At 42.8% G+C, this 21748-nt stretch carries 23 protein-coding genes; 3 read left to right on the top strand and 20 right to left on the bottom strand.

The window, feature by feature from the left end:
- Window positions 1-58: 58 nt before the first annotated feature.
- The 14 genes from ACQQ2I_RS01965 to ACQQ2I_RS01900 all read right to left on the bottom strand — a co-directional run bounded on the left by ACQQ2I_RS01965 (window position 59) and on the right by ACQQ2I_RS01900 (window position 13606).
- On the bottom strand, window positions 59-874 hold the full coding sequence (locus tag ACQQ2I_RS01965) for a PHP domain-containing protein (RefSeq protein ID WP_431028880.1): 816 nt from the start codon (window positions 872-874) through the stop codon (window positions 59-61).
- Window positions 871-1569 (bottom strand): phosphonate C-P lyase system protein PhnL, encoded by a 699-nt coding sequence (gene phnL / locus ACQQ2I_RS01960; protein WP_431028879.1) that lies wholly within the window; start codon window positions 1567-1569, stop codon window positions 871-873. Before phnL ends, ACQQ2I_RS01965 begins: the two co-directional genes overlap by 4 nt.
- Before the next feature lie 11 nt (window positions 1570-1580).
- Window positions 1581-2753 (bottom strand): phosphonate metabolism protein PhnM, encoded by a 1173-nt coding sequence (gene phnM / locus ACQQ2I_RS01955; RefSeq protein WP_431028878.1) that lies wholly within the window; start codon window positions 2751-2753, stop codon window positions 1581-1583.
- 12 nt (window positions 2754-2765) lie between these two features.
- Entirely contained in the window at window positions 2766-3605 is an 840-nt protein-coding gene (locus ACQQ2I_RS01950) for an ATP-binding cassette domain-containing protein (RefSeq protein WP_431028877.1), read from the bottom strand.
- Window positions 3602-4447 carry an alpha-D-ribose 1-methylphosphonate 5-phosphate C-P-lyase PhnJ gene (locus ACQQ2I_RS01945; protein ID WP_431028876.1) on the bottom strand — a complete coding sequence of 282 codons (846 nt, stop codon included), beginning with the start codon at window positions 4445-4447 and terminating at the stop codon, window positions 3602-3604. The genes ACQQ2I_RS01950 and ACQQ2I_RS01945 overlap by 4 nt, the downstream gene beginning before the upstream one ends.
- A complete protein-coding gene (locus ACQQ2I_RS01940) occupies window positions 4444-5529 on the bottom strand; it encodes a carbon-phosphorus lyase complex subunit PhnI (protein WP_431028875.1) in 1086 nt (361 codons plus the stop codon). Before ACQQ2I_RS01940 ends, ACQQ2I_RS01945 begins: the two co-directional genes overlap by 4 nt.
- Window positions 5529-6101 carry a phosphonate C-P lyase system protein PhnH gene (gene phnH / locus ACQQ2I_RS01935; protein WP_431028874.1) on the bottom strand — a complete coding sequence of 191 codons (573 nt, stop codon included), beginning with the start codon at window positions 6099-6101 and terminating at the stop codon, window positions 5529-5531. The genes ACQQ2I_RS01940 and phnH overlap by 1 nt, the downstream gene beginning before the upstream one ends.
- A 12-nt stretch (window positions 6102-6113) precedes the next feature.
- Window positions 6114-6536 (bottom strand): phosphonate C-P lyase system protein PhnG, encoded by a 423-nt coding sequence (phnG, locus tag ACQQ2I_RS01930; protein WP_391368208.1) that lies wholly within the window; start codon window positions 6534-6536, stop codon window positions 6114-6116.
- Window positions 6537-6718: 182 nt separating this feature from the next.
- Window positions 6719-7429, bottom strand: a complete 711-nt coding sequence (locus tag ACQQ2I_RS01925; protein ID WP_431028873.1) for a GntR family transcriptional regulator — start codon at window positions 7427-7429, stop codon at window positions 6719-6721.
- A gap of 362 nt (window positions 7430-7791) precedes the next feature.
- A complete protein-coding gene (locus ACQQ2I_RS01920) occupies window positions 7792-8637 on the bottom strand; it encodes a hypothetical protein (protein ID WP_431028872.1) in 846 nt (281 codons plus the stop codon).
- A gap of 79 nt (window positions 8638-8716) precedes the next feature.
- Entirely contained in the window at window positions 8717-9331 is a 615-nt protein-coding gene (locus ACQQ2I_RS01915; RefSeq protein WP_431030430.1) for a PH domain-containing protein, read from the bottom strand.
- Window positions 9332-9390: 59 nt separating this feature from the next.
- Window positions 9391-9576, bottom strand: a complete 186-nt coding sequence (locus ACQQ2I_RS01910; protein ID WP_431028871.1) for a DUF4177 domain-containing protein — start codon at window positions 9574-9576, stop codon at window positions 9391-9393.
- Between the two features lie 109 nt (window positions 9577-9685).
- Entirely contained in the window at window positions 9686-11893 is a 2208-nt protein-coding gene (locus tag ACQQ2I_RS01905) for an MMPL family transporter (RefSeq protein ID WP_431028870.1), read from the bottom strand.
- 150 nt (window positions 11894-12043) lie between these two features.
- The gene (locus ACQQ2I_RS01900) at window positions 12044-13606 is read right to left on the bottom strand and encodes a phytoene desaturase family protein (protein WP_431028869.1); all 1563 of its coding nucleotides are present in this window, start codon (window positions 13604-13606) and stop codon (window positions 12044-12046) included.
- Window positions 13607-13836: 230 nt separating this feature from the next.
- Between ACQQ2I_RS01900 and ACQQ2I_RS01895 the strand changes: the two genes are divergently transcribed.
- Window positions 13837-14721, top strand: coding sequence for a MerR family transcriptional regulator (locus ACQQ2I_RS01895; protein ID WP_431028868.1), 885 nt, complete (start codon window positions 13837-13839; stop codon window positions 14719-14721).
- Window positions 14722-14764: 43 nt separating this feature from the next.
- Here the strand turns inward: ACQQ2I_RS01895 and ACQQ2I_RS01890 are convergent, their stop codons facing one another.
- The 4 genes from ACQQ2I_RS01890 to ACQQ2I_RS01875 form a co-directional block, all read right to left on the bottom strand.
- Window positions 14765-14965 (bottom strand): hypothetical protein, encoded by a 201-nt coding sequence (locus tag ACQQ2I_RS01890; RefSeq protein ID WP_431028867.1) that lies wholly within the window; start codon window positions 14963-14965, stop codon window positions 14765-14767.
- Window positions 14966-15026: 61 nt separating this feature from the next.
- Window positions 15027-15518, bottom strand: coding sequence for a YusW family protein (locus ACQQ2I_RS01885; protein ID WP_431028866.1), 492 nt, complete (start codon window positions 15516-15518; stop codon window positions 15027-15029).
- A 135-nt stretch (window positions 15519-15653) separates the two neighbouring features.
- Window positions 15654-16226 (bottom strand): nitroreductase family protein, encoded by a 573-nt coding sequence (locus ACQQ2I_RS01880; RefSeq protein WP_431028865.1) that lies wholly within the window; start codon window positions 16224-16226, stop codon window positions 15654-15656.
- Between the two features lie 128 nt (window positions 16227-16354).
- Window positions 16355-16888: an amidase domain-containing protein gene (locus tag ACQQ2I_RS01875; protein ID WP_431030429.1), complete on the bottom strand. Its 534-nt coding sequence runs from the start codon at window positions 16886-16888 to the stop codon at window positions 16355-16357.
- A 165-nt stretch (window positions 16889-17053) separates the two neighbouring features.
- On the opposite strand from ACQQ2I_RS01875, the gene ACQQ2I_RS01870 reads away from it, so the two are divergent.
- Window positions 17054-18073 carry a DUF2804 domain-containing protein gene (locus ACQQ2I_RS01870; protein ID WP_431028864.1) on the top strand — a complete coding sequence of 340 codons (1020 nt, stop codon included), beginning with the start codon at window positions 17054-17056 and terminating at the stop codon, window positions 18071-18073.
- 289 nt (window positions 18074-18362) lie between these two features.
- Complete coding sequence (gene helD / locus ACQQ2I_RS01865) at window positions 18363-20582, top strand: RNA polymerase recycling motor HelD (RefSeq protein WP_431028863.1); 2220 nt, start codon at window positions 18363-18365, stop codon at window positions 20580-20582.
- Between the two features lie 50 nt (window positions 20583-20632).
- Here helD and ACQQ2I_RS01860 read toward each other — a convergent pair whose 3' ends face one another.
- Both ACQQ2I_RS01860 and ACQQ2I_RS01855 read right to left on the bottom strand, forming a co-directional pair.
- Window positions 20633-20761 (bottom strand): hypothetical protein, encoded by a 129-nt coding sequence (locus ACQQ2I_RS01860; protein WP_391368247.1) that lies wholly within the window; start codon window positions 20759-20761, stop codon window positions 20633-20635.
- An 85-nt stretch (window positions 20762-20846) separates the two neighbouring features.
- Window positions 20847-21719, bottom strand: coding sequence for a GNAT family N-acetyltransferase (locus tag ACQQ2I_RS01855; protein WP_431028862.1), 873 nt, complete (start codon window positions 21717-21719; stop codon window positions 20847-20849).
- Between the last annotated feature and the right edge of the window lie 29 nt (window positions 21720-21748).

The following is a 21748-nucleotide window of genomic DNA, read 5'->3' as shown; positions in this document are numbered from 1 at the left end:
AATCATCTCAATGAGCGCTTGAAAATAGCCGCGCGCTTTTCTTAATAATGCTTTACATTCACTTTACAAATGCCGGTGTTTGTAAATGAGGAATCGTATATTGCCCTAGCTGTACAGACGCACCATATCGGCCGTGGTAATCCGATCCACCCGTTGTCATTAAGTTATACTTGTCTGCCAACTGTTGAACGCGTTCCATATGCAAAGGTGTATGGTCCGGGTGAATGAGCTCAATCCCATCTAGCCCCTCTTGTACAAGCTCTTCTGCGATATCAAAAGAGTCTAGCTGTCCTGGATGTGCCAATACAGCCACTCCACCATCCGCATGAATGGCACGTAAGGCATCAAAGGCATCCACATAGCGAATATCGCCTGCCGCGACCCCTGCTTGCTTAAATAATGAGCGATACAATGTTTGATAATTTTTCGCGTCGTATGCTTCCTCTGTCAACGCATTCATAATATGTTGCTTATATAACGTGCCGCTTTCACGTGCAAAGGCAAGCGCCTGCTCCTTGTCTAACGCGAAGCCTGCCTCCTGTATGCGCGCTACTTGCCATAAGGAATGTGCATGTCGGCGTGCAAGAAGTGGCCCGCACAATGCTTGAATGTGCGAACATTCACCTTGAAAGCCGTAGCCCAGCATATGCACCTTGCGTTGACGCTGAAAGTCGTAGGCCGATATTTCAACACCCGCGATAAACGCGATATTGTACTGTGCTGCAAGCTGCCGTCCCTCTGCATGATGGGCTGTTGTATCATGGTCCACTACCCCTAAATGTGTGATTCCTGCTACCTTTGCCTGCTGAAATAACTCTTCCAATGTTTCGCTGCCATCGGAATAACGGCTATGCGTATGCAAGTCGATTTTCACGCCAACACTTCCTTATCGATATATTTCGTCATCGTAAAGACCTCATCACAAAGCCCCTCCATGAATTCGAGGTCATGGAAAATCCCAATTAACGTCGTCCCCTGTGCCTTGAGCTTTTCAATCGATTCACGTACCTTGACCTTTGACGCTTGGTCTAAACTCGCAGTCGGCTCATCTAAAAGGAGGAGACGCGGTTCTTTGACAATCGCACAAGCAATATTTAGACGTAGCTTTTCACCACCCGAGAAATTATTCGGATAACTATTCCACAACTTTTCATCTAAATCGAAATGGCGTAATGCCGCTTTTGCTCGGTCGATTGCTTTTTCCTGCCCTACCCCAACATCCAATAAAGATTGCGTCACAAGCTCTAAGGCCGTCGTTCGAGGCATGACATTTAAAAATTGCGACACATAGCCAATCTCATGCTTGCGTAAATACACAATTTGACGAGGTGTCGCCTGCAATAAATCAATCTCCCCAAAGGCTTCTGAATGAAACAGGATTTCCCCAGCTTGTGGCTCATATGTGCGGTAAATACTTTTTAAGATCGTCGATTTGCCACTTCCACTTTTCCCGACAATCCCTAAAAAGCCGCCCTCCTTCACATGCAGTGAAATCCGATCAAGTGCTGGGAAAGTTTTTTGTAAATGATGAATGGTAAATGATTTTTGCAAATTTTGTATAGTTAACATCGTTCTCCCCCTTAGCGATAATTCGTTTGCATAATAATGCTACCGTCCACCATTGTTGTTGTGACAACAGGATAGCCGTCTTCCATTTGCTCAATAATTAATACATCTGCCTTTTTACCGACCGCAATGGAGCCAATTTCATGATCTAAATTAACCGCACGTGCAGGGTTAATCGTCACTAATTGGAATAAACGATGTAAATCTTCCTCATATTTTGTCGCGAGCTCAAAAATGCCATGGAGCATCGCCGGAGGATAATAATCACTACAAATAATGTCGATGACTTGCGCTTGAATTGCCTCACTCGCACTTAAATTCCCAGAATGTGAACCACCAATTAAAATATTCGGTGCACCTGCAATTGTTCGCATACCCATTTTTTTCGCTTCTCTTGCCACATCGAGCGTGATCGGAAACTCACTGATCGTTGTTCCGTACGATTGCACGAGCTGTAGTTTGGCTACGTCGTCATCATCATGCGAAGCAACCGCAATGTTATGCTCAATCGCGAGTCGGCTTAAGCGCTCAATATCATCAAGTGTCATTTTCGTCTTATCGACCTGCTCCTGAATTAACACATCTGCCTCTTGGTCTGTCATCGAACGATAGCCGCGCATAATATTTTTATAAATTTCTAGATTGCGATATTGCCCCTGCCCTGGCGTATGATCCATAAACGACAGTAAATGCACTTTGCCATCTAAAATATTGCGCTCTAAATTTGGAATTTGATCGATTGAATCAATTTCAAAACGCGCATGCAAGCGATGACGAATTAAATGTGGCTCATCATGCGAAGCGTAAATGGCATCGACACATTTTTGAACATTTTCTGGATTGCGAATCGCCTTATGCGAATATTTATCATCCCCGTAATAAGATAAGGAATGGAAAATCGTCGTAATGCCGTGTGTCATTAAAATACGTTCACTCTCACGTAACCCAATGTTCATGTTCATCACAGAAGTTGGACGCGGGCTCACAATCGTTTCAATATAATCTGAATGAATATCGACGAAACCTGGTGAAACATAGCCACCGCGTGCATCTAACACGTCCATGCCTTGTAAATCCACATCTGCTTCCGGCACAATCGCATGAATCGTATTGCCCTCTACTAATACGATATGATTCGTTAAAAATTGTTCTTCTGTCACAATAACTCCATTAATAATTGCCAGCATCGATGTGCCTCCTTATAGTAATGAGTAAACTAATTGTTGTGTGTATTCGTGCTGCGGGTCCTCTAACACTTGATCCGTTAAACCATGCTCGATAATTTCCCCGTTCAGCATGACAATCGTGCGATCAGCGAGCATACGAATGACCGCTAAATCATGCGATACGACAATCATAGAAATGTTTAATTCACGTTGAATCGATTTGATTAAATCTAAAACATCTGCCTGTACCGATAAATCGAGTCCTGTTGTTACTTCATCTAATAGTAGAATCGGTGGATTATTAGACAATGCTTTAGCAATCTGCACACGTTGCTGCATCCCACCTGAGAAGTTTTTCGGTGCTTCCTTACTTCGGTGCACTGGAATATTCACATGTCGCAGTAGCTCCAGGCTACGCTCCTCCATATTCCGAACGTGGCGATTGCCTGCTGCAATTTGCTTTTCTGCAATATTACTCATCGATGAAAAATCCATTTTCAGTCCAAGCATCGGATTTTGGTACACCATACCTAAAATCGTATTGCGAATATGGCGCTTCATTTGGCTCGATTCCGTAAAAATATTGACATCGCCATTTTCGTAATCCGTTAAATAGCCCTCGCCTGATGTAACGGTTTCATCAAAATAAAGACTTTTCATAAAGGTTGATTTACCGCTACCACTTTCCCCGACAATCCCTAATATTTCGCCGCGGTATAAATCCAATGAAACATTTCGACAAGCATAGACGGTTTTACAAACAGGGCAAAAGTTTTTTTCAAGCTTCGCCTCTTCTTGCTGACAATGCGCACAACCATCGCCATACTGCTTAGATAACTGCCGAATCGTTAATACCGGTTGTTCTTGCGTCATTTTGCTGCCACCTTTTGCTGTAATTTTTCTTTCATATAACTCGTATCGTTACACAAATAGTACGTTTCCCCTGTGACTTCATCTGTGAGCTCATCTAAATAGACTCCTGTTAAGCCTGTTTCTCGACAAGCCTTCCCTTCAAATTGCTCGACGACAAACGGATAGTCCTCAAATGCAAGCGATTCTACTTTTGTGTAAGGTGGGACAGCGTAAATCTTTTTCTCACGCCCCGCCCCGAAAAGGATTAGCGCATCACTTTCATGGATTTTCGGATTATCAAAACGCGGAATCGGACTTGGATTCATGACATAGCGACCGTTCACGAGTACCGGATAATCCGCCCCTTGCGACGTTTGGTTATAGCGCATAATTTGCTCAAATAACATTAAATACGCACCGCTATATTCTTTTTCTGCATGATAGCGCTTTGTTTTATATTCACTTCGCTCAATGTCACGTAATGGCTCTGGCTCTGGCACTTGTAGCACTAATACTTGATCTGGGCGCAATGGCACTTCTGGAATACGGTGACGTGATTGCACAAGCGTTGCATCCTGCGTGCGAATCGTTGTTTGCACACCGGTTGTTTTCGTCACAAGCTTTTTAATATTAACCGCATTGACGGAATCATCTGAGCCTTGATCGATAACCTTTAGCACATCCTCTTTCCCGATTAATGCAAGTGTCACCTGCAAGCCCCCTGTTCCCCAGCCGCGGGCAATCGGCAGCTCACGTGAGGCAAATGGTACTTGGTAGCCTGGAATCGCAATCCCCTTCAAAATAGCTCGTCGGATTTCACGCTTTGATTGTTCATCTAACAATGCAAATGGTACTGTACTCATCGGTTCCCCTCCTTTTTGATGCTGCGGATTTGTTCTAACAATGCTTGGAATGTCACGTAATGTGGCATTTTTAAATGTGAAATGAATCCTGTCGATTCAATGATATCAACGTGAAGTAGAACAAACTCTTCATCATGGATTGGCGAATCGCCCCCGACTTCTAACGCATGATCCACGATCGACATCGCAATCGCCTTCGTTTCGTTTTGTCCAAAACAGGCCCCGTAGCCAATATCAAATTCCAATACTTGTTGCCCCTCTTCATCTACATCAACTGGAATAAAGGACTCTACTTCCGTTAGCTTAATAGCCCCAATATAGTAAGGGTCTGCCTCGTCTTCTAATGCCACGTAGATTGGTTGCCAGCCTACTCGTACCTCACCCACATTTGGATGGGATGCACCGTAGCCACGTAAACCTGCATAGCCAAGTGATGTAACTGTCCCCGTTTGGCCTCGCGTTAATGTTTGCAAGCGCTGAGAACGATTTGTTGGAAACGCCATCGCTTGCTTCGTCACATCGCTTGGCTCCTGATCATTTAACGGAAACTCTCGCACTAATCCTTCTTCACGTAAATAATCCATTACTTTAGGGAGTTGTTCTAAAGGAAGCTGACTTTCTTCAGGTGTATCGATTTGTTCAAATTGGGCTTTCTTTCGCACCACATCTGCCGCCGTCTCCTCCAGCAGCTCAAAGTCCAACAAACGATGTAAATAATCGTGGGAAGCCCCTAGTATTTGTCCACCTGGAATATCTTTAAAGCTTGCTGAAATGCGTCGCAATACAAACATTTCACGTGCATCTGTTACTGTTGAATAATATAACCGTGGCAACGTGGAACGGTGAGCACGTAGTAAAAACACGGCCTCCTCTGCATTCCCCTCGCTTTGCTTCATCGCTAAAGAGGCTAAACGTTCACTATATAAGCTACTTTCAGACATCACTTGATCTAAAAAGCCGCGCATCGTTGCCTGTAACGTTTGCACAGATACGTGGGCACCATGCTTGACGCGCTCATACTGTAAATGCTCTAAAGAAGCGTCAATCGCCTCTGCCCCGCCTCGCACTGCTACATATGCCATTAGTTGCTCACCTCTTTCATCATCGTTGTTCGTGGTAAAGCAAGTACCTTACCGGCTTCATCAATCAAAATGAAATCAACTCCGAGCGGAAACTCGCGATTTCGCTTCGCACGTAGTTGCACAATGTCCGGAGATAATGCGATTTCCATTACTTCCTGATGCTGAATGCCTGGTCCCGTTAATGCATATACCGTCTTTGTTTGATCCTGCGCTACTTCCATCACGAATGTAGCCGATTGCTGCGGGTCAATTAAATCACCTATTTTCGCTACCGCCAATGCTTCCAGTACTTGCTCCTCTTTCGCTTGTGCAGGCACAATGATAAAATCAGCCGCGCCAAACTCGTTCATCTTAGCACCAGTCCATGCACGTAGCTCGCGTTGCAGTCGCTCCTCTTCACCAACCGTTTGGAAGCTCACTTCTCCATCGAGCAATGTCATTAAAACAGATAGTGTTTCAGCATATAGTCCGTCAACAGCATGCAATGGTTGTACTGCCTCTTTTTTGCCTGGTCGCGCAAAGCAATCCATTAACGTCCGAAATGTTTGCTGAGTAAAATGTGTCATTTCCATTTTTTCTCCTCCTTAAATCGACATCGTATCGAACTGTACTTTTGTCCGTTCGATGGAGCGTTTCACCTCGTGCTGTTCCTGTTCGAGCCGTTGTGAAAGTTTTGTAAATATTTCCTCCCACGCAGCTACTTCAGGCAGTTGTCCATTATAGGCCGCATCTATGATCGCCAGTGCTTTTGACAGCTCCGGCTCATACTCTCGAACGAGTCCAAGCCCAAATGCCTCACCAATTTTCACCTTTGTTTCTGTGACTAACGTTTCCCCTATATAAAAAAGTGATTGCTGTGCGGATTCCCGCATTTTAATCATGACAAGCCCCTCTCTTGGCGCTTGTATTTCAATCACCTCGTGTTGTGTACAAACTTCATTTGCCATCTGTAATGCTTCTTCACGTCCAACCTCAATTAATAATTTGGTCCGTTCAGCTCGTTTCACATGACCAACTCCTTTCACCATTACCTTAACTTGTCGCCAAGTGGCGTAGTGAAAAGGTTTCGTGAAGTTCCTGTAAATTCACTTTTACAAAAATGGCGCCATGTGAGGATTTATGGATAATGAATGTTTTCTTCCCCATCAAAAAAAGACTTCAAACAATATTTGTCTGAAGTCTTTTCACGCTATATTTGAAAAAAGAAGCGATCTGTTCGGTATAAAATTTCGGTATATTCCAGTAATACATTACGCTCTGCATCCCAATTGTCCGATTCTACTTTCACAAGGGGCACTAATATTTCACAGTCAAGCAATGTCCGGTCCAGCTCATTTGGAAATGTCACGGATAATTGTGAGAAGGAACTACGGAATTGATTGACACCATGCTGCTTATAAAACTGGTACATAGAAGTTAAACGGTTATTCACTTGCTTCACCTCAGGCATATTTTCAGCCACGACATACGAGCGATGAATCGCAGCCGGTTCCCCGTCAATAAAGCGCAACCGTTCAATTAAATACAGTGTGCCTTCCGTAACATACGGCTTGCTAAAAATGACATGGTCTTTTGACACCTGCTCAATTTTTGTCACAATCGATTTATAGTTGGATGTATGGTTGAGCATTTTTTCGCTAAAGCTGATATCCCCAGACATCACGACCTCTAACGGTTTTTGCTGATGCCTTAAAAAACGTCCAATTCCTTTCTGCGAATAAATAAAACCCATTTTCTCCAACAGGTTATAAACATTCCGTACCTTTATACGTGGAACGCCAAACATCTCCACTAATGTATATTCACTTGGCATTTTTCCATCGTGCGAAAAATCCCCCGCAGCGATTCCTTGTAGTAAATAATCCTTCACTACTAATTCCTGCTCATCCAACCGCTTCACCCCACAACCTTTTATGTTGCAATAGAATAAAATTTGTACAAAAATTATGCAAGTTCGTTTTGTCCTAGACCAGAATACACAGGCCTCAAAAACATTGATATATAGAGGTACGCACACATTTATGAAGAGATTGTAAAAAATACTTTAACGATATGTAAAAAAATATGTTTTTCACCACTTTTTCTTTATGACACTTCGTGATAATTGATATCAAAAAGCCCCCTATCGCCATGAGGGGGCTGAAAAAGTCCATGAAATATATTAGCGAGTACGTTGATTTCACATGCAATTCCTTCTTCTCATTGTCAGATAAGGCTGTACAACTGGCTCGAATAGCATGCTAAAATTCCACTACAAGCTTGCTACAGGACTAACTGTGTTAAACGGTGGGCTTCTGCGTGAAGAGTCTTGTTGGCGTGCCGCACATGTAAAAAGTGAATATGCAGATGCTTTTTAAAATTCCCCATCATTTGCTGATAAAGGGTGAGGGCTTCATTTGACTGGGTTTTATCACAATGACTCACGATCCCCTCAAAATCATAAATGATGCATACTTGATCCATATTGTTGGCAAATGCCCATTCTAATCCGCGCAGGCAAGCCATTAATTCTGCCCCTGTATTTTTCAACGCATTAAAACGCTCATCGTACACATAGCCGAAATCTCGGTAAATGGGCTCAATGCTTTTCGCCGAATACGCTACAACGCCATATGTCCCTCGGTTATTTTTATAACCACCATCAATATAAAGAACCACCTGTTGCTTTGGTTCTGTCGGTGTCGGCTCTACAAATAACACCGTATCTGGTATGTCTACCATCTGCTTTGCTTTTTTCTTCTTTTTCCCTCGTTGTGTAAAGGAGTCCATCCACTTTTGTGCTTGTTGTTCATTGACACATTTTTTGCCACGCATCCCCTTTTTGCGGAACACCTTTTCAACAAACTCTTCTTTTGAATGCACTACCCCTGTAAAATCTGGGCCATAAATCGCATACACGCATGCATCACCCGATTGATGTAGCTGGTGTTTTTCTGCCGGGGATATGAAGTTTTCTACCCATTCCAGCGCTTCTTGCTCTGTTTTAAATCGTTTACCGTACATTCCCTTTTTTCCTGATACTTGCTCTTTGAATTCTTGTCCCGAATGTACAACCCCTTTAAACAAGGGACCATAAACACCGTAGTATACTATCTTCTTTTTCTTCATTCACATCGCCCATTTCTTTCCATACTATTACTATTGTAGCATATAAAAAAGCATCCACTTGTGCAGTGGATGCTCTCGTTTAGTTATTAATATACTTCTCAAACACATCGCCGAAATCTTTTTTCACATACGCTTTTTTATTTTGTAAAAGCCAGCTATGTGCAAATTTCGTAATGTCTTCAAAGGATGTCGCAGGTGACACTTCATCATTGCCAATCCGTCCAAGTGCGCTGGAAGCCAAAGTCAAGCTTTGTTTCGCTGCCTCTAGCTTATAGGCATTCGACTGTTGTTCCAGTGAAATCGCATGTAGCGCCTTATACAAGTCTTTGATTTCACTCAGGAATTTTTTGTGAATATCAATCGATAACGACGTGCTACCGATTGTAAATTTAATCTCCACATCGAGATCAATCGTCCCCGCTGTTTCAAGTAGGACGTTATCAATCGTGCTATGCTCATAATCATAGCGGCGCAGCATACGCTTTTTGCTGATGGCATTTGCGCCGTCTACATGGATTAAACCGTAGTTCGTAAAGCAATACTCATCTGCCTTTGTTTTAATGAGGAAATAAATTTGCTCGTCGATTTCATTAAAAATAAAATCATCGGCATCTGTTTTATCAAAGTCCGCTCGCGGTACAACGACCCCAATATCGGATAACCCTAATGCATCTGCAGCAATTTTTTTGAACATCATATAGCCTCCCTTTTCGTTACATAGGTATGATTCTATAAACCCCGTGTATATCCCTTTTACATTTCTTTCTCAAAAATGACTTTAATTTCGCCGGTCATGCCAGACGCCCCATTATTAATCGGCACACAGCTATGTAAACGCCAGCCTTGCTTTGCATAGTCGTGAATCGTGCGGTCAATATCCTCTTTAATCTTGCCGGTCAGTTTCCCTACTTCAATATTCACGATCTCGTACATATACATCCAATCGCCCCCTGTTACTTGCCTTTTTAGTATATACGGTAGCGTGTGGAAAAAGTTTCAATCCGGAAAAAGAAAACGCCGCTCACCTGCATGAGCGACGCTACTTTAATCATTCTTTTCGCCATAGATTGCCCGGCCAGTAGGATAGCCTGCCAAACACGGTAATCAGTGACGGTACTAATAATGGACGAACAATAAATGTATCAAGTAATACCCCTATCGCTGTCACCAACCCGAACTGCACTAATAGCTGAATCGGTAACGTGGCAAGGACTGTAAACGTTCCCGCTAAAATAAGCCCAGCGGATGTAATGACCGCACCCGTAGAAGCAACTCCACTTGCAATCGCCTCTGTATGACCAAGGCCGCGCTTACGATTTTTCCAAATATCCGAAATCATAAAGATATTATAATCATTACCAAGCGCTATAATAAACACGAAGCTATAGAGTGGAATCGAACTTGCCATCGCTTCATGGCCGAGTAACCCCGTCATGATTAACCAGCCTGCACCTAATGCCGCGAAGAATGAGACAATGACTGTCACCATTAAATGCAAAGATGTGATAAATGCACGTAAATACAGTAGTAATACAAGGAAAATGATGATGATCATGATCGGTTCTACTAAGCCTTCATCTCTTGCTTGCACATCACGTGTATCAATTTGCGTACTCGTTTCGCCACCGATCCAGAAATTCGCCTCGCCTAGTTCTGCTTCTCCCACAATGGACTTTAAATCTTCCTTCATTTGATTCACATCATCCATCGCTTCGTTTGAATATGGATTTTTATCTAAATCGACTTCATACAGTTGATAATTCGAACGGTGTTCACCGATTTGTACATCGTCGACTAAGGCTACATATGGTAAAGCGGCAAGCTGTTCAGCAATGTTGATATCCTTTCCTTCCGTATCGACAATGACTTTCACAGGTGCCAGTTCACCAGCAGAAAAGTTTTCTTCAATGATTGCGAAGCCTTCACGAGAGCCTAGGTCTTCTGGGAATGACGACAATAAATCATAACTATACTTAATCGTTGTCGAAGCATACGCAAGCCCCATTAAAATGGCACCTGTCAAAAGGATGACAATCCATGGATTGCTCGTCGCAAAATTCCCGACGCTGCGCATAAAGCGATGATTTTGTTTCGGCTCTTTATACGGCTTCTTCTTTTGCTCAGCCACTGCTTTCGCCATGTCTGGCGTACGCGGAACGAATGGCCAAAAGGCGCCACGCCCTAAAATGGCCAGTACTGCAGGCAGTAATGTAATGACCGCAAAGCCCGTTAATAATACCCCTAAGCTAAATGGCACAGCAAAACGTTGGAACGCACCGTAATCCGCCAGTCCAAGTGTTGCAAGCCCAATGACAACCGTTAACCCACTCATAACAATGGCACCAGTGGACTCACGTACCGCTCTTGCTAAAGCAAAGAACTTATTCTCTTCCTCGAGCAACATATCGCGATATTTAGTAATTAAAAATAAACAATAGTCCGTGCCTGCACCAAATAAGAGCACGACCATAATCGATACCGCTTGCGCATCTTTATCAATCCAACCACTTTCGGCCATATAGCCAAGAATCGGACTCACGACAAGGTATGCGATACTGACAACGACTAATGGAATCACGGCTAAAATAGGCGAACGATAAATGGCAAGTAAAATAACTAAAATAATAATGACCGTCGCCGCCATTAACTGGAAGTCTGCCGATTCAAATAACTTCGTTGCATCGACCACAATTCCCGCTGGACCTGAAAAACGAGCGTGTAAGCCATCTTCTGCTAAGCTTTCCGTATCATACGGATTCGCACCTGTAATTTCCTCTGTCATACGGCGAATTTCATCGTAGTTTTCCTTTAATGTATCCGTATCGACATCTGCCGCAAAGAAAATTGGCGTCACAATGGACTGACCGTTTTCCGATAAAGACCCCATTAATGCTTCTGTTGACATTTGATGATAGGGAGGCACTAATTGTTGATCTGCTAACGGCTTTTCACTTAACTGTCCATATAAACTTTGAATATGCTGCAAGTCTGTCCGGTCAAGACCGGCTTCTTTATACCATACAATGAGTAATGGTAAGCCGGCATCAGACGAAAACTCTTCATCAATAATCGCATTCGCCTTCATGGACATCATCTCTTCAGGTAAATCTGCACCCGAATAGTTTTCTACATTATTGACTTGAGGGAAAACAGTGGCAAGAATAACTGCAAACGCAACCCATAAGGCAAGCACAACCCATCTCGATTTTTTCCCGCCCATCATTTCACCCCATCGTTCTAATGGGTGTTTACTCATATATGTTCCTCTTTTCTATAATCATAGTTTTCTCTTCATACATTATATTTATACCGATTTTTAACAAATCCCTTCAAATGAAACGCTCATAATTCAAAAGCGAGGTTGATTTCGATTCATCTACCAACCTCGTACTCCAGTGACGAGCCGCTACATTTGTACAATTGGTTTGGATACTGTCCTCACCGGTTTATACGTCGAGCCGTTCGGTAATGGCTTCACTGGGAACAATGCTTTTTGATCTTGCGCTAAAATGCCGTTTACCGTAATGCGGGCTGATTCTAAAATAATCGGTAAGCCACTTCCTGGATGTGTCCCACCACCAACTAGCCAACAGCAGTCCAGCTCTTCAAATTTATTGCGTGGACGGAATGCCAGCATTTGTGTTAATTGGTGACCTAAATTGAATGTAGCTCCTTTATATACATTAATATCATTCTCCCAATCTTTCGGGGTAATCATACGTTCCTCTTCAATTAAATTTTCTAAATGTGGCTCTCCTAGTTTTTCTGCCACCATACGCAATACCATATTGCGGAATTCCCCTGATACAGCATCCCAATCAATAGCACTCGTATTATTCGGGACAGGGACTAAAATATACAACGTAGACTTACTTGCTGGTGCCACTGTCGGATCTGTCACGACTGCATTTTGAATGTAAATTGACGGATCATCTGATAACAGTTTCGTCTTTGTAATTTCTTCTACGTTTTTACGGTAGTCTTTGGCAAACCAAATCGTATGATGCGCCAAATCGTCAAATCGTTTATTCACCCCAAGATAGAGCATAAATGTAGAGCAAGATAACGGCTTTTTCGCCATTTTTTCAGGGGTATATTTTTTCAGCACACCTGGCTCCACTAAATTTGTCATGACATGACCAAAATCGCCATTGATCACTACTTCATCCGCCTGCACGACCTCGCCATTTTCCAGTGTTAATCCCGTTACTTTCCGACCAGCTGTCACGAGCTGTTTCACGCCACAATTCGTATAAATTTTCACGCCCATTTCACACGCTACTCGTGCCATTGCTTGAGTTAAACGATTGAGTCCCCCTTTGACATGATACACACCATATGCATGCTCAATATAAGAAAGAATCGAGAAGGCACCTGGACTTTCCCACGGTGACATCCCAAGGTATTTCGCTTGGAATGTGAAGGCTAATTGTAAATCTTCATCTTTATAAAACTGTGATAGTGTATCTACGAGTGATTTGCCAATTTCTAGCTCACCTACCGCCTTTAATACATGCGGCTTTAACATATCTGTAAAACGATTCATCGGTGATTGTAGTACTGGCGCTAATACTTCGAGCTTTTTTTGTGTTTTTTGAATATACGCTTCGTACCCGCCCTCATTGCCTGGAAACACCTCGTTAATTTGTTTGATCATTTCATGGGCATTGCGTGTCATGTTGATTTTTTTATCATGAAAGACCAGCTCATACATTGGGTCTAAATCATATAACTCTACATAATCTTGTAGTTTGCGTCCTGTCAGCTCGAAAATTTCTTCCGCAATATAGAGCATATTTAAAAACGTAGGCCCCATATCAAACTTATAATCTCCTAATTGGATTTCACTCGTGCGCCCCCCTACATACGGTTGCTTTTCATACACCTGTACTGTATATCCTTTATGGGCAAGCAGCATTGCCGCGGCTAATCCTCCTGGACCTGCTCCTACAATTGCTATGTTTTTCATCGATTTCCCCTCCGAGTTAAACCTTATACAAAGACGTACAAGGTTTATTTGATTAGTGCATCAATTACTGTATATTTTATACTCAAACCGCTATTAAAGTGCTATAATGTTATACAAACATTGTACATTAGTTATACAATGTTTGACAACTAATTGATTTTTTCGTTGAATGTTAGTAGGAACAGGTAGTCACAACGGTTTGAATGAATTTATAAAATTGAGGGAATGGCATGAATAAAAAACGCACATATTCGATTCAGCAAGTAGCGGAAATGACCGGTTTATCGAAGCAAGTCATCCGAAAATGGGAAGATCGCTACGGTATTATTACGCCCGAGCGACTCGATAATGGCTACCGCATTTACAACGAAGCGGAAGTAGCACGGCTACAGCAAATTATTGTCTTAACAGAAGCAGGGCACTCGGTGAAGCAGGCAGCTATGCTTGTACAACAAGAGGAAGAGGAACAAGTAGAACAGCCAGAAGTCCCTACCGATCAAATAACCTACTTTTTATTTGCCCTAGAGGAAGCAGGGAAACTAGCGGACGATCAGAAAATTTTGCACTTACTTGAGCAAGCCCATCATTTATTTGGGATAGAGGTATTACTGCAACAAATCATTACCCCGTTTTTAAGACGCATTGGGGAATTGTGGTGTGAAAAAAAATGGGGGGAATATCAAGAAGCGGTGAGTAGCCAAACGATTCGGGACTTTTTAGCGAATTTACGCCGTCGTTTTCATGTACCTGAACATGCACCCCTTGTGGTTGGTAGCTGTTTGCCGAAGGAGCGACATGAAATCCCGATCCACATTTTACTTATCCAATGTATGCTTCGTGGCTATCGTACACTGATGCTCGGGCCAGCCCCCGCTCCGACCGCAATCGAATCAACCGTCCGCCTGACGAACCCATCGATCGTGTTGTTAACCGCTTCCACACAAGCCGTATGGGAAGACGAAGGGCAAGCGATTCGAGCCATTGATGCATTTGCTAAAACGGTGCCACATATTAAATTTTTCATCGGAGGTGCCGGTATTCAAAACACACCCCCGCACTTTCAACTAGAAGCCATTCAAGAAGCCCATTCTTTACAAGACATTTTTTCAAACTAAAAAAGGTGTAGCCAAATAGTGGCCACACCTTTTTTGTTTTTAGTTATGTTACATCATTGCCGAGTATTAACTGCTTATCATGGCGTTTTGCTCGTTCAACCGGTTGTTTTGACCGGATAACGCGGCGTTTGGCTCGCACACGCACTTTTTGACCGGATAGCCGCGCTTTTTGCTCGCTTACACCCAGGTTTTGCTCGTTTACCCGGCTGTTTTGACCGGATAACGCAGCGTTTTGCTCATACACGCACTTTTTGACCGGTTAACCGCGTTTGGCTCATCAAAATAATTGATCAAACAATAAGCACCTATTTTTGTGCATGATATTCTTTTTCTGTCCCATCTGAGAAGCGAATATCGAGTTCGAGTTTTTGGTAGTTATCGGCTAAGTCAAATGCCTTCATCACTTCTGCAATGACATCTACCTCAGCTGTTGCAGCATCAAATGTGAACGACTTAAAGATCGGTTCGAGCTTATCATAGGCTGCATTCCCATCTAATTTTTCCCCATTGACATCATCCCCAATCGAAGCCTCTACACCCGATTCCTCATTCTCATACTCCGCTTCAAAACTTTGCGTATCCGAGTAATCCACATCTAATGAAAAATGTGTAAAGTTAAATGGCGCATTTGCTGCTGGCGTATTCGTAACATTTGTCCCATTACCACCTGCCGTTGTTTCATTTTCTAGTTGTGTTGGCGCATCATTTGGTACATTTGTTGCTTCATCATTATCCTTATTACAAGCTGTTAGTAGTAAAAAGCTCAGTGGAATGACTAACCATTTGATTTTGTGCATCTTAAACAACCTCCTTCTTTTACTATAAAAATGCCCTGTTCCTGATGCTTTTATGCTTTTACCATCATTTTTTCTTTAACCGTGTGATTTCATAAAAAAAGCCACTCCAACAAAGTTGAAGTGACTCGCTTTCTATTATTCGCCAAACGTTGTGACGATTTGTTCTGCTGTTTTGCGTGCTTTTGCTTTTGGTAATTCATCGAAATAACCAAATTGTAGCATCGCTATCACACGTTCTCCTGGTGCTACCTTCAATGCTTCACGGAATTTTGGTGCATCTAAAAATGGTGGTGTTTTCCAACAAGCACCGATGCCTTTATCCCATGCAAGTAGTTGCATATTTTGAATAAAGCTTGATGCTGCGCCTAAATCCTCTAAACGCTCTTTTTGACGTACATCTTCCGGTACGATAACAAACGCATAGCCACCTGGTAGCGTGAATTTTTTCATTTGATTTTCAAGCTCTTCTGCTGTCAGCTCACGCCATTTCGGAACAGCTAGGTCGCGTAACAATTCATGCAATTGCGCTAGTTCTGGACCACACGCTACAACTAAGCGCCACGGTTCACGATTGCCATGATTCGGCGCCCATACTGCATCATCAATGATTGTTAGTAAATCTTCACGATCCACTGGCTGACCGTTAAATAATTTAATTGAACGGCGATTCATAATAGCTTCTCTGATCGATAACGATTGTGTGTTCATTTCCAAAATCACTCCTTCAAAATAGACCGTAACTACTCGTGTTTACGTCGTCTGTTTTTTCCTACAACCAACCTTAACACATTTCACCATTTTTTCAAACAGCCTTCAATCGGAATCTCGTACTATACTTACCCTGAAAACACATCACTAATTTTATAAAAATAATATTTAATATTCGGTGTGTATGCCCCTGAGTTACGATATTCATAGTGCCTATTCGCACTATCGTTTGTATGTGCATGCACGTATGGGACACCATTTCGTATACTCGTCACAATGGTACTATGGTCAATGACGCCCGTTCCTTCAAAGTCATATAAAATCACATCACCTAGCTCAAGCTCTGAAACATCGCTGACTTGTTTCGCGGTCAATCCTCTCTTCGATGTTTCAAGATACCACCTTAAGCTATGTGCCACAGACCAACTATAACTCCACGTTTCATTTGGATAATGCCCTTCTCGCCCACTACGCCAACCAGACGTAATCCACCAGCCCGTTCCTCGGTTCGGTGCTCCCCACATCGGTGCACCACCTGCTAGTAAACATTGTGAAATAAAATTTGTACAATCTACGGCAAAGGACGGAAAGTTCGAATTGCGGCCATCCCACCAGCTGTTTGCATATTCCACCGCTGCATCACGGTTGTAATATGTCGGAATATGGTACGCCCCCTTTCTCTATTCTTATATGCCCGTTCACCAACATATATTTGGCAATTGAACCAATCAAAAATATATTAAAATATCATGTGCGATTCTCAACAAATATACCTTCAGTTTGTTACAATATGGATATAAAAAGAAGGGCGTAAAGGGGATGAGGACATGAAGCAGCATGCCGAAAGAGAAATACTAGTACCAACATTGCTTTGTGATAAAAAAGGAAATTTAAACCCTGAAGCAATTGGCTATGCACGAAAACCCATCATCGATTGTAATTTAAGCGGTCATTTTATGCGAAAAAAGAAGTGGAATTATTGGTGCGTATACGGAGAAGATATTTTATTTTCTGCCACGATTAGTCATCTAGACTATGCAGCTGTTTGCTTTGTTTATTTTCTAGAGTACGAGACTCAACGTTATGTTGAAAAAACAATTGTCATTCCACTCGGCACAAAAGTGAAAATGCCGACACAAGTACTCGAAACTGTCAGCTATGGCAACAGTGAATTACGTATTCGCATTTCCTATTTTAACGGGGATACCCATTTATCTGTCACATGCCCAGATTTTGATGGCGAACGCTTGCAGGCAGAATTAACGATTCACCACCCCGCAGATGATGACTCACTCAATGTCGTCATTCCGTGGAATCGTCAGCTGTTTCAATTTACGGCAAAACACCATACCCTTCCAACGACTGGGATTGTAAAAATCGGTGAGCGCCGTTATACATTTAGCGAAGAAGAAAGTTATGCTGTACTTGATTTTGGTCGTGGTGTTTGGCCGCGTGAGGCAACATGGAACTGGGGCATGGCGAGCCAAAAGATGCGCGGGCGTCGGATCGGGCTCAATTTCGGTGGCAAGTGGACAGATGGCACCGGTATGACGGAAAATGCCGTGTTTGTGGACGGGATCATGACCAAAATCCATGAAGATGTATTATTTCACTATGACCCGACGCACTTTATGAAGCCATGGGCGATTACCTCTAAATTTAGCGACACGGTCAACTTAACGTTCACCCCGTTTTTTGAACGTGTAGCCAAAACAGATGCCAAGCTCATTCGCTCAGAAGTCCATCAACTAGTTGGCTACTATAATGGATACGTCAAACTAGAAAATGGCGCATTACGAATTAGCCAAATGCTTGGCTGTATCGAAGAACATCTAGCCAAATGGTAAAACAATAGCTCGCCCTACGCTGAGAGCGAGCTATTGTTTTTATTATTTTTCCCTAAAGTTCTTTCATTTCTTGCTGTTCTTTATGAAGAATGATGCCAGATAGGAGGCCAGCTATTGAAATGACACTGAGTGCAATAAATATCGAAGCGAACATCATCATCACGATCCCTGCCCTTCCTCTATTTGTTGAATCTATCATAGCACATATAGTAGGATGAAATTCTAATTTTCTTTACAGGGGACTCCCCCTACCACATTTCACTTGATGAAGCGATAGGAGGCGACATCGATGCAACATCCCGATTTTCAACAAGAAACAGAGCGCTTACGTAATACGCGCAATTATATGGACACATTAGTAGCGATATCGGAAGCTGATTTAAAATCGTCACAGGAAAACATTCGAGCAGCTATGGCAAACGTAGACTATATCGATTCCAGTGACAGCTTTTTAAATATTTTGACGAACTCGCGCTTTTTTGAAATGGTGCGCCATCAAAAGGAAGCTTTAGAAGGCGTTATGAACAAGCCGTATTTTGCGCGTATTCATTTTCAGCGAGACGGAGAACAAGAGGAGCTTTTATATATCGGCAAAACCTCGCTCTTTCACCGAGACACACACGAACCGATTATCGTCGATTGGCGCTCTCCTGTCGCCAATGTTTACTATGACGGACGGCTTGGTGATTTGACGTATATGGTGCGAGACGAGGAGCATAGCGGACATCTGTTTGCCAAACGCCAATATAAAATTGAAGGCGGTGAGCTGCTCGATTTCCGTGATGTCGATTTAACGACCAATGATGAATTGTTGCAGGAGGCACTAGAAGGAAAAGCGGACGTCCGTTTAACCGAAATTGTATCGACGATTCAAAAAGAACAAAATGAAATTATTCGTGCGCACTTACGCCAACCGATTTTAGTGCAAGGGGCTGCTGGTTCTGGGAAAACAACGATTGCCCTTCACCGTATTTCTTACTTTTTATATACGATGGGCGAGCATTTTAAGCCTGAGCAACTCATGATTTTAGCGCCGAATAATTTATTTATCGAATACATTGGTGAGGTGCTACCAGAGCTTGGCGTTGATCGCATTTGTCAAACCACCTATGCCGAGTATGTACAACATGCCATTAGCGTCAAATTAAAACTACAAAACCCAAACGAACAATTAGAAAGTATCGTAGAAAACAATACGGGCATCATCCCGCGCTTTAATATCGCTCAAATCAAAGGCTCGATGTTATACAAACATATAATGGATCGCTACCTCAAAAGGCACGAGCAACAACTCGTTGCGCTCTTTGACGATGTGTTCATTGAAAAATACCGTATTATGCGGGCTCATCACCTGCAAAAGCTATTTCTCATTGAGTTTGCGTATATGCCGATTGAAAAACGACTTGAACGCATTAAGAAGGTCATTCAAACCGAGATAAAACGAAAAACAACCGCTGTTTTACACACATTAAATGCCAAGTACGAGGAGGCGATTGGTCGTGCGCTTAACGGCATTCACGATGATGAAAAGCGCCGCCGTATCGTCACAAAGTATATCGATGAACGTGATGAGCGTATCCCGAAAATTAAACAAGAGGTAAAATCCATTGCGACGAGCTATATGCGGAAATTTGAAAAAGCCAAAATAAAACCGATGTACCGTGAGCTTGTTACGAATCGAATGTTACTAGCAGAACTGGCACCCGAATGGTCGTTTGAGGAAATCGAACAATTTGTAGCGGCCCATCAAAAAGAAGCCTGGGTACTGGAAGATTTAGCTGCGCTTTATTATTTACAGGCCCGTATAAAAGGCATCCCAGACAAGTGGAAAATGCGTGTTGTCTTTATCGATGAAGTTCAGGATTATTCATTATTCCAATTAGCCGCCCTAAAGGCTGGACTGGAAACCGATATGTTTACAATGGTGGGCGATTTGGCACAAGGTATTCATAGCTATCGTTCATTAACCAAGTGGGATTCCGTATTGAAGCTGTTCCCACGAGCAACCTATGCGACTTTACAAAAAAGCTATCGGACAACGATTGAAATTATGGACGTAGCCAATCAAATTTTAGCCAAGATGCCTGAAGATTTACCGCTAGTAGAACCCGTTGTTAGGCATGGACAAGAACCGACCTTTATGCCCTGCGAGGCGTTTGACCCTACTATTATTTCCGAAACCTATCATCAAATAAAGAGTAATGGGCACCGCTCCATTGCATTAATTGCTAAAACAACAGCCGACGCCAAAACAATGGTGGCACAGTTAACAGCAGCTGGAATGGATGTGAATTTACTAGATGAATCGGCTACACTCGACCAATCAAAACTCCTTGTCGTCCCAAGTCATTTAGCAAAAGGGCTTGAATTTGATGCGGTCATGATTGCCGCATTCGATACGCCCTTTTATGATCACCCGATTGACCGCAAGCTGTTATATGTGGCGTTAACACGGGCTATGCACGAACTGTATTTAATAGGCCCGAGTCGGGAAACGTTTTTATTATAAAGTGTTTGACCATTAGAAAAAGCTACGCTGATTTCTTCCATCGGCGTAGCTTATTTTCGTTCAGGTACTTTCACAAATAGACTTTTACGTTTTAATTTACTTAATGTTTCTTTTAAACGGTGAATCGCTGACGTACGTTTGGACGCTGGCTTATCTTTCGGTAACGCTGGCATTCGCATCGTATCATCTCCTTTATAGGAGTATATGCTACTGCACGTACGATTATGCCCTTTTGAACTTCATAATGATGCTGACGAACGAGCATTACCCGCCGAACGCAAAATAATCGACTTGCGCAGATTTACTAAAACCTGCTTTTTGATAAACGGCCAGTGCTTGATTATTATCAAGCTCTACATCTAACAGGACAAATTGTTCACCGCCGTTAAACGCGAGCTGCTTAACCGAATTGAGCAATGCGGTACCAATGCCACGTCCCCCGTATGTCGGATGCACCGCAAGTGCTGTTACCCAATGGGCGTCTCCTTCTTTACGTGTCGTCACGGTGCCAACGACTGTGCCATTTTCTTCGGCAACCCACAGCACAAGCCCCTCCGTCTGTGAATTAAAGGTAATTAGCTCTAGCGCTTCTTCCTGCAAATCCCCAAAGGCTTCACAGAAAATTTCCACGAGTGCTTCCGTATCTGTCAGCTTGAATGGACGAATCGTTACATCATCACGTTTTTCTACTTTTTCGGCACGGGCTTCCAGTGTGGCTTCCGAAAAGCTATAAACGTAACCGCGCTTTTCTAAAAACGCCTTGCCACTCACAACACCTTCCATCATGAGCGCGAGTTCGCCGTCCGACCCACGTACATCCAACCCTTCACGCACAACCTGATAAACCGCGTCACCTAGCCCGATTTGACGGTACATCGGTAAGACGACAATCGACCATTCGTACGTATTTAGCCCTAATAAATCAATCGCGCTCGCTAAGCCGACTAATTGATTGTCTTCGTCGTTATAGACGAGCACAAAAAATCCAGACGCCTCATAATTTTGTGCATTCGGCAAATTTAAAATCGATTCGTAATGGACCCCATCTATTTTGTAGGCTTCCTCACAAAGCATCTTCATCTCCCTCAACGTTTCTGCATCAACGGGAAACGATACCGTCATAAATGAAAAATTCATATTCCGTACTCCTTGTAAAATGATGTTCT

The sequence above is a fragment of the Lysinibacillus sp. LZ02 genome, assembly GCF_050613145.1.
Taxonomy (GTDB): Bacteria; Bacillota; Bacilli; order Bacillales_A; family Planococcaceae; genus Lysinibacillus_B.
This window is presented reverse-complemented; position numbering and strand designations above follow the sequence as displayed.

What these genes read in the sequence shown, in the direction of transcription:
- phnL (WP_431028879.1), bottom strand. Translation starts at nt 1,569, where the DNA reads ATGTTAACTATACAAAATTTGCAAAAATCATTTACCATTCATCATTTA.
- phnM (WP_431028878.1), bottom strand. Translation starts at nt 2,753, where the DNA reads ATGCTGGCAATTATTAATGGAGTTATTGTGACAGAAGAACAATTTTTA.
- ACQQ2I_RS01950 (WP_431028877.1), bottom strand. Translation starts at nt 3,605, where the DNA reads ATGACGCAAGAACAACCGGTATTAACGATTCGGCAGTTATCTAAGCAG.
- ACQQ2I_RS01945 (WP_431028876.1), bottom strand. Translation starts at nt 4,447, where the DNA reads ATGAGTACAGTACCATTTGCATTGTTAGATGAACAATCAAAGCGTGAA.
- ACQQ2I_RS01940 (WP_431028875.1), bottom strand. Translation starts at nt 5,529, where the DNA reads ATGGCATATGTAGCAGTGCGAGGCGGGGCAGAGGCGATTGACGCTTCT.
- phnH (WP_431028874.1), bottom strand. Translation starts at nt 6,101, where the DNA reads ATGGAAATGACACATTTTACTCAGCAAACATTTCGGACGTTAATGGAT.
- ACQQ2I_RS01920 (WP_431028872.1), bottom strand. Translation starts at nt 8,637, where the DNA reads ATGAAGAAAAAGAAGATAGTATACTACGGTGTTTATGGTCCCTTGTTT.
- ACQQ2I_RS01915 (WP_431030430.1), bottom strand. Translation starts at nt 9,331, where the DNA reads ATGTTCAAAAAAATTGCTGCAGATGCATTAGGGTTATCCGATATTGGG.
- ACQQ2I_RS01910 (WP_431028871.1), bottom strand. Translation starts at nt 9,576, where the DNA reads ATGTATATGTACGAGATCGTGAATATTGAAGTAGGGAAACTGACCGGC.
- ACQQ2I_RS01905 (WP_431028870.1), bottom strand. Translation starts at nt 11,893, where the DNA reads ATGAGTAAACACCCATTAGAACGATGGGGTGAAATGATGGGCGGGAAA.
- ACQQ2I_RS01900 (WP_431028869.1), bottom strand. Translation starts at nt 13,606, where the DNA reads ATGAAAAACATAGCAATTGTAGGAGCAGGTCCAGGAGGATTAGCCGCG.
- ACQQ2I_RS01895 (WP_431028868.1), top strand. Translation starts at nt 13,837, where the DNA reads ATGAATAAAAAACGCACATATTCGATTCAGCAAGTAGCGGAAATGACC.
- ACQQ2I_RS01885 (WP_431028866.1), bottom strand. Translation starts at nt 15,518, where the DNA reads ATGCACAAAATCAAATGGTTAGTCATTCCACTGAGCTTTTTACTACTA.
- ACQQ2I_RS01880 (WP_431028865.1), bottom strand. Translation starts at nt 16,226, where the DNA reads ATGAACACACAATCGTTATCGATCAGAGAAGCTATTATGAATCGCCGT.
- ACQQ2I_RS01870 (WP_431028864.1), top strand. Translation starts at nt 17,054, where the DNA reads ATGAAGCAGCATGCCGAAAGAGAAATACTAGTACCAACATTGCTTTGT.
- helD (WP_431028863.1), top strand. Translation starts at nt 18,363, where the DNA reads ATGCAACATCCCGATTTTCAACAAGAAACAGAGCGCTTACGTAATACG.
- ACQQ2I_RS01860 (WP_391368247.1), bottom strand. Translation starts at nt 20,761, where the DNA reads ATGCGAATGCCAGCGTTACCGAAAGATAAGCCAGCGTCCAAACGTACG.
- ACQQ2I_RS01855 (WP_431028862.1), bottom strand. Translation starts at nt 21,719, where the DNA reads ATGAATTTTTCATTTATGACGGTATCGTTTCCCGTTGATGCAGAAACG.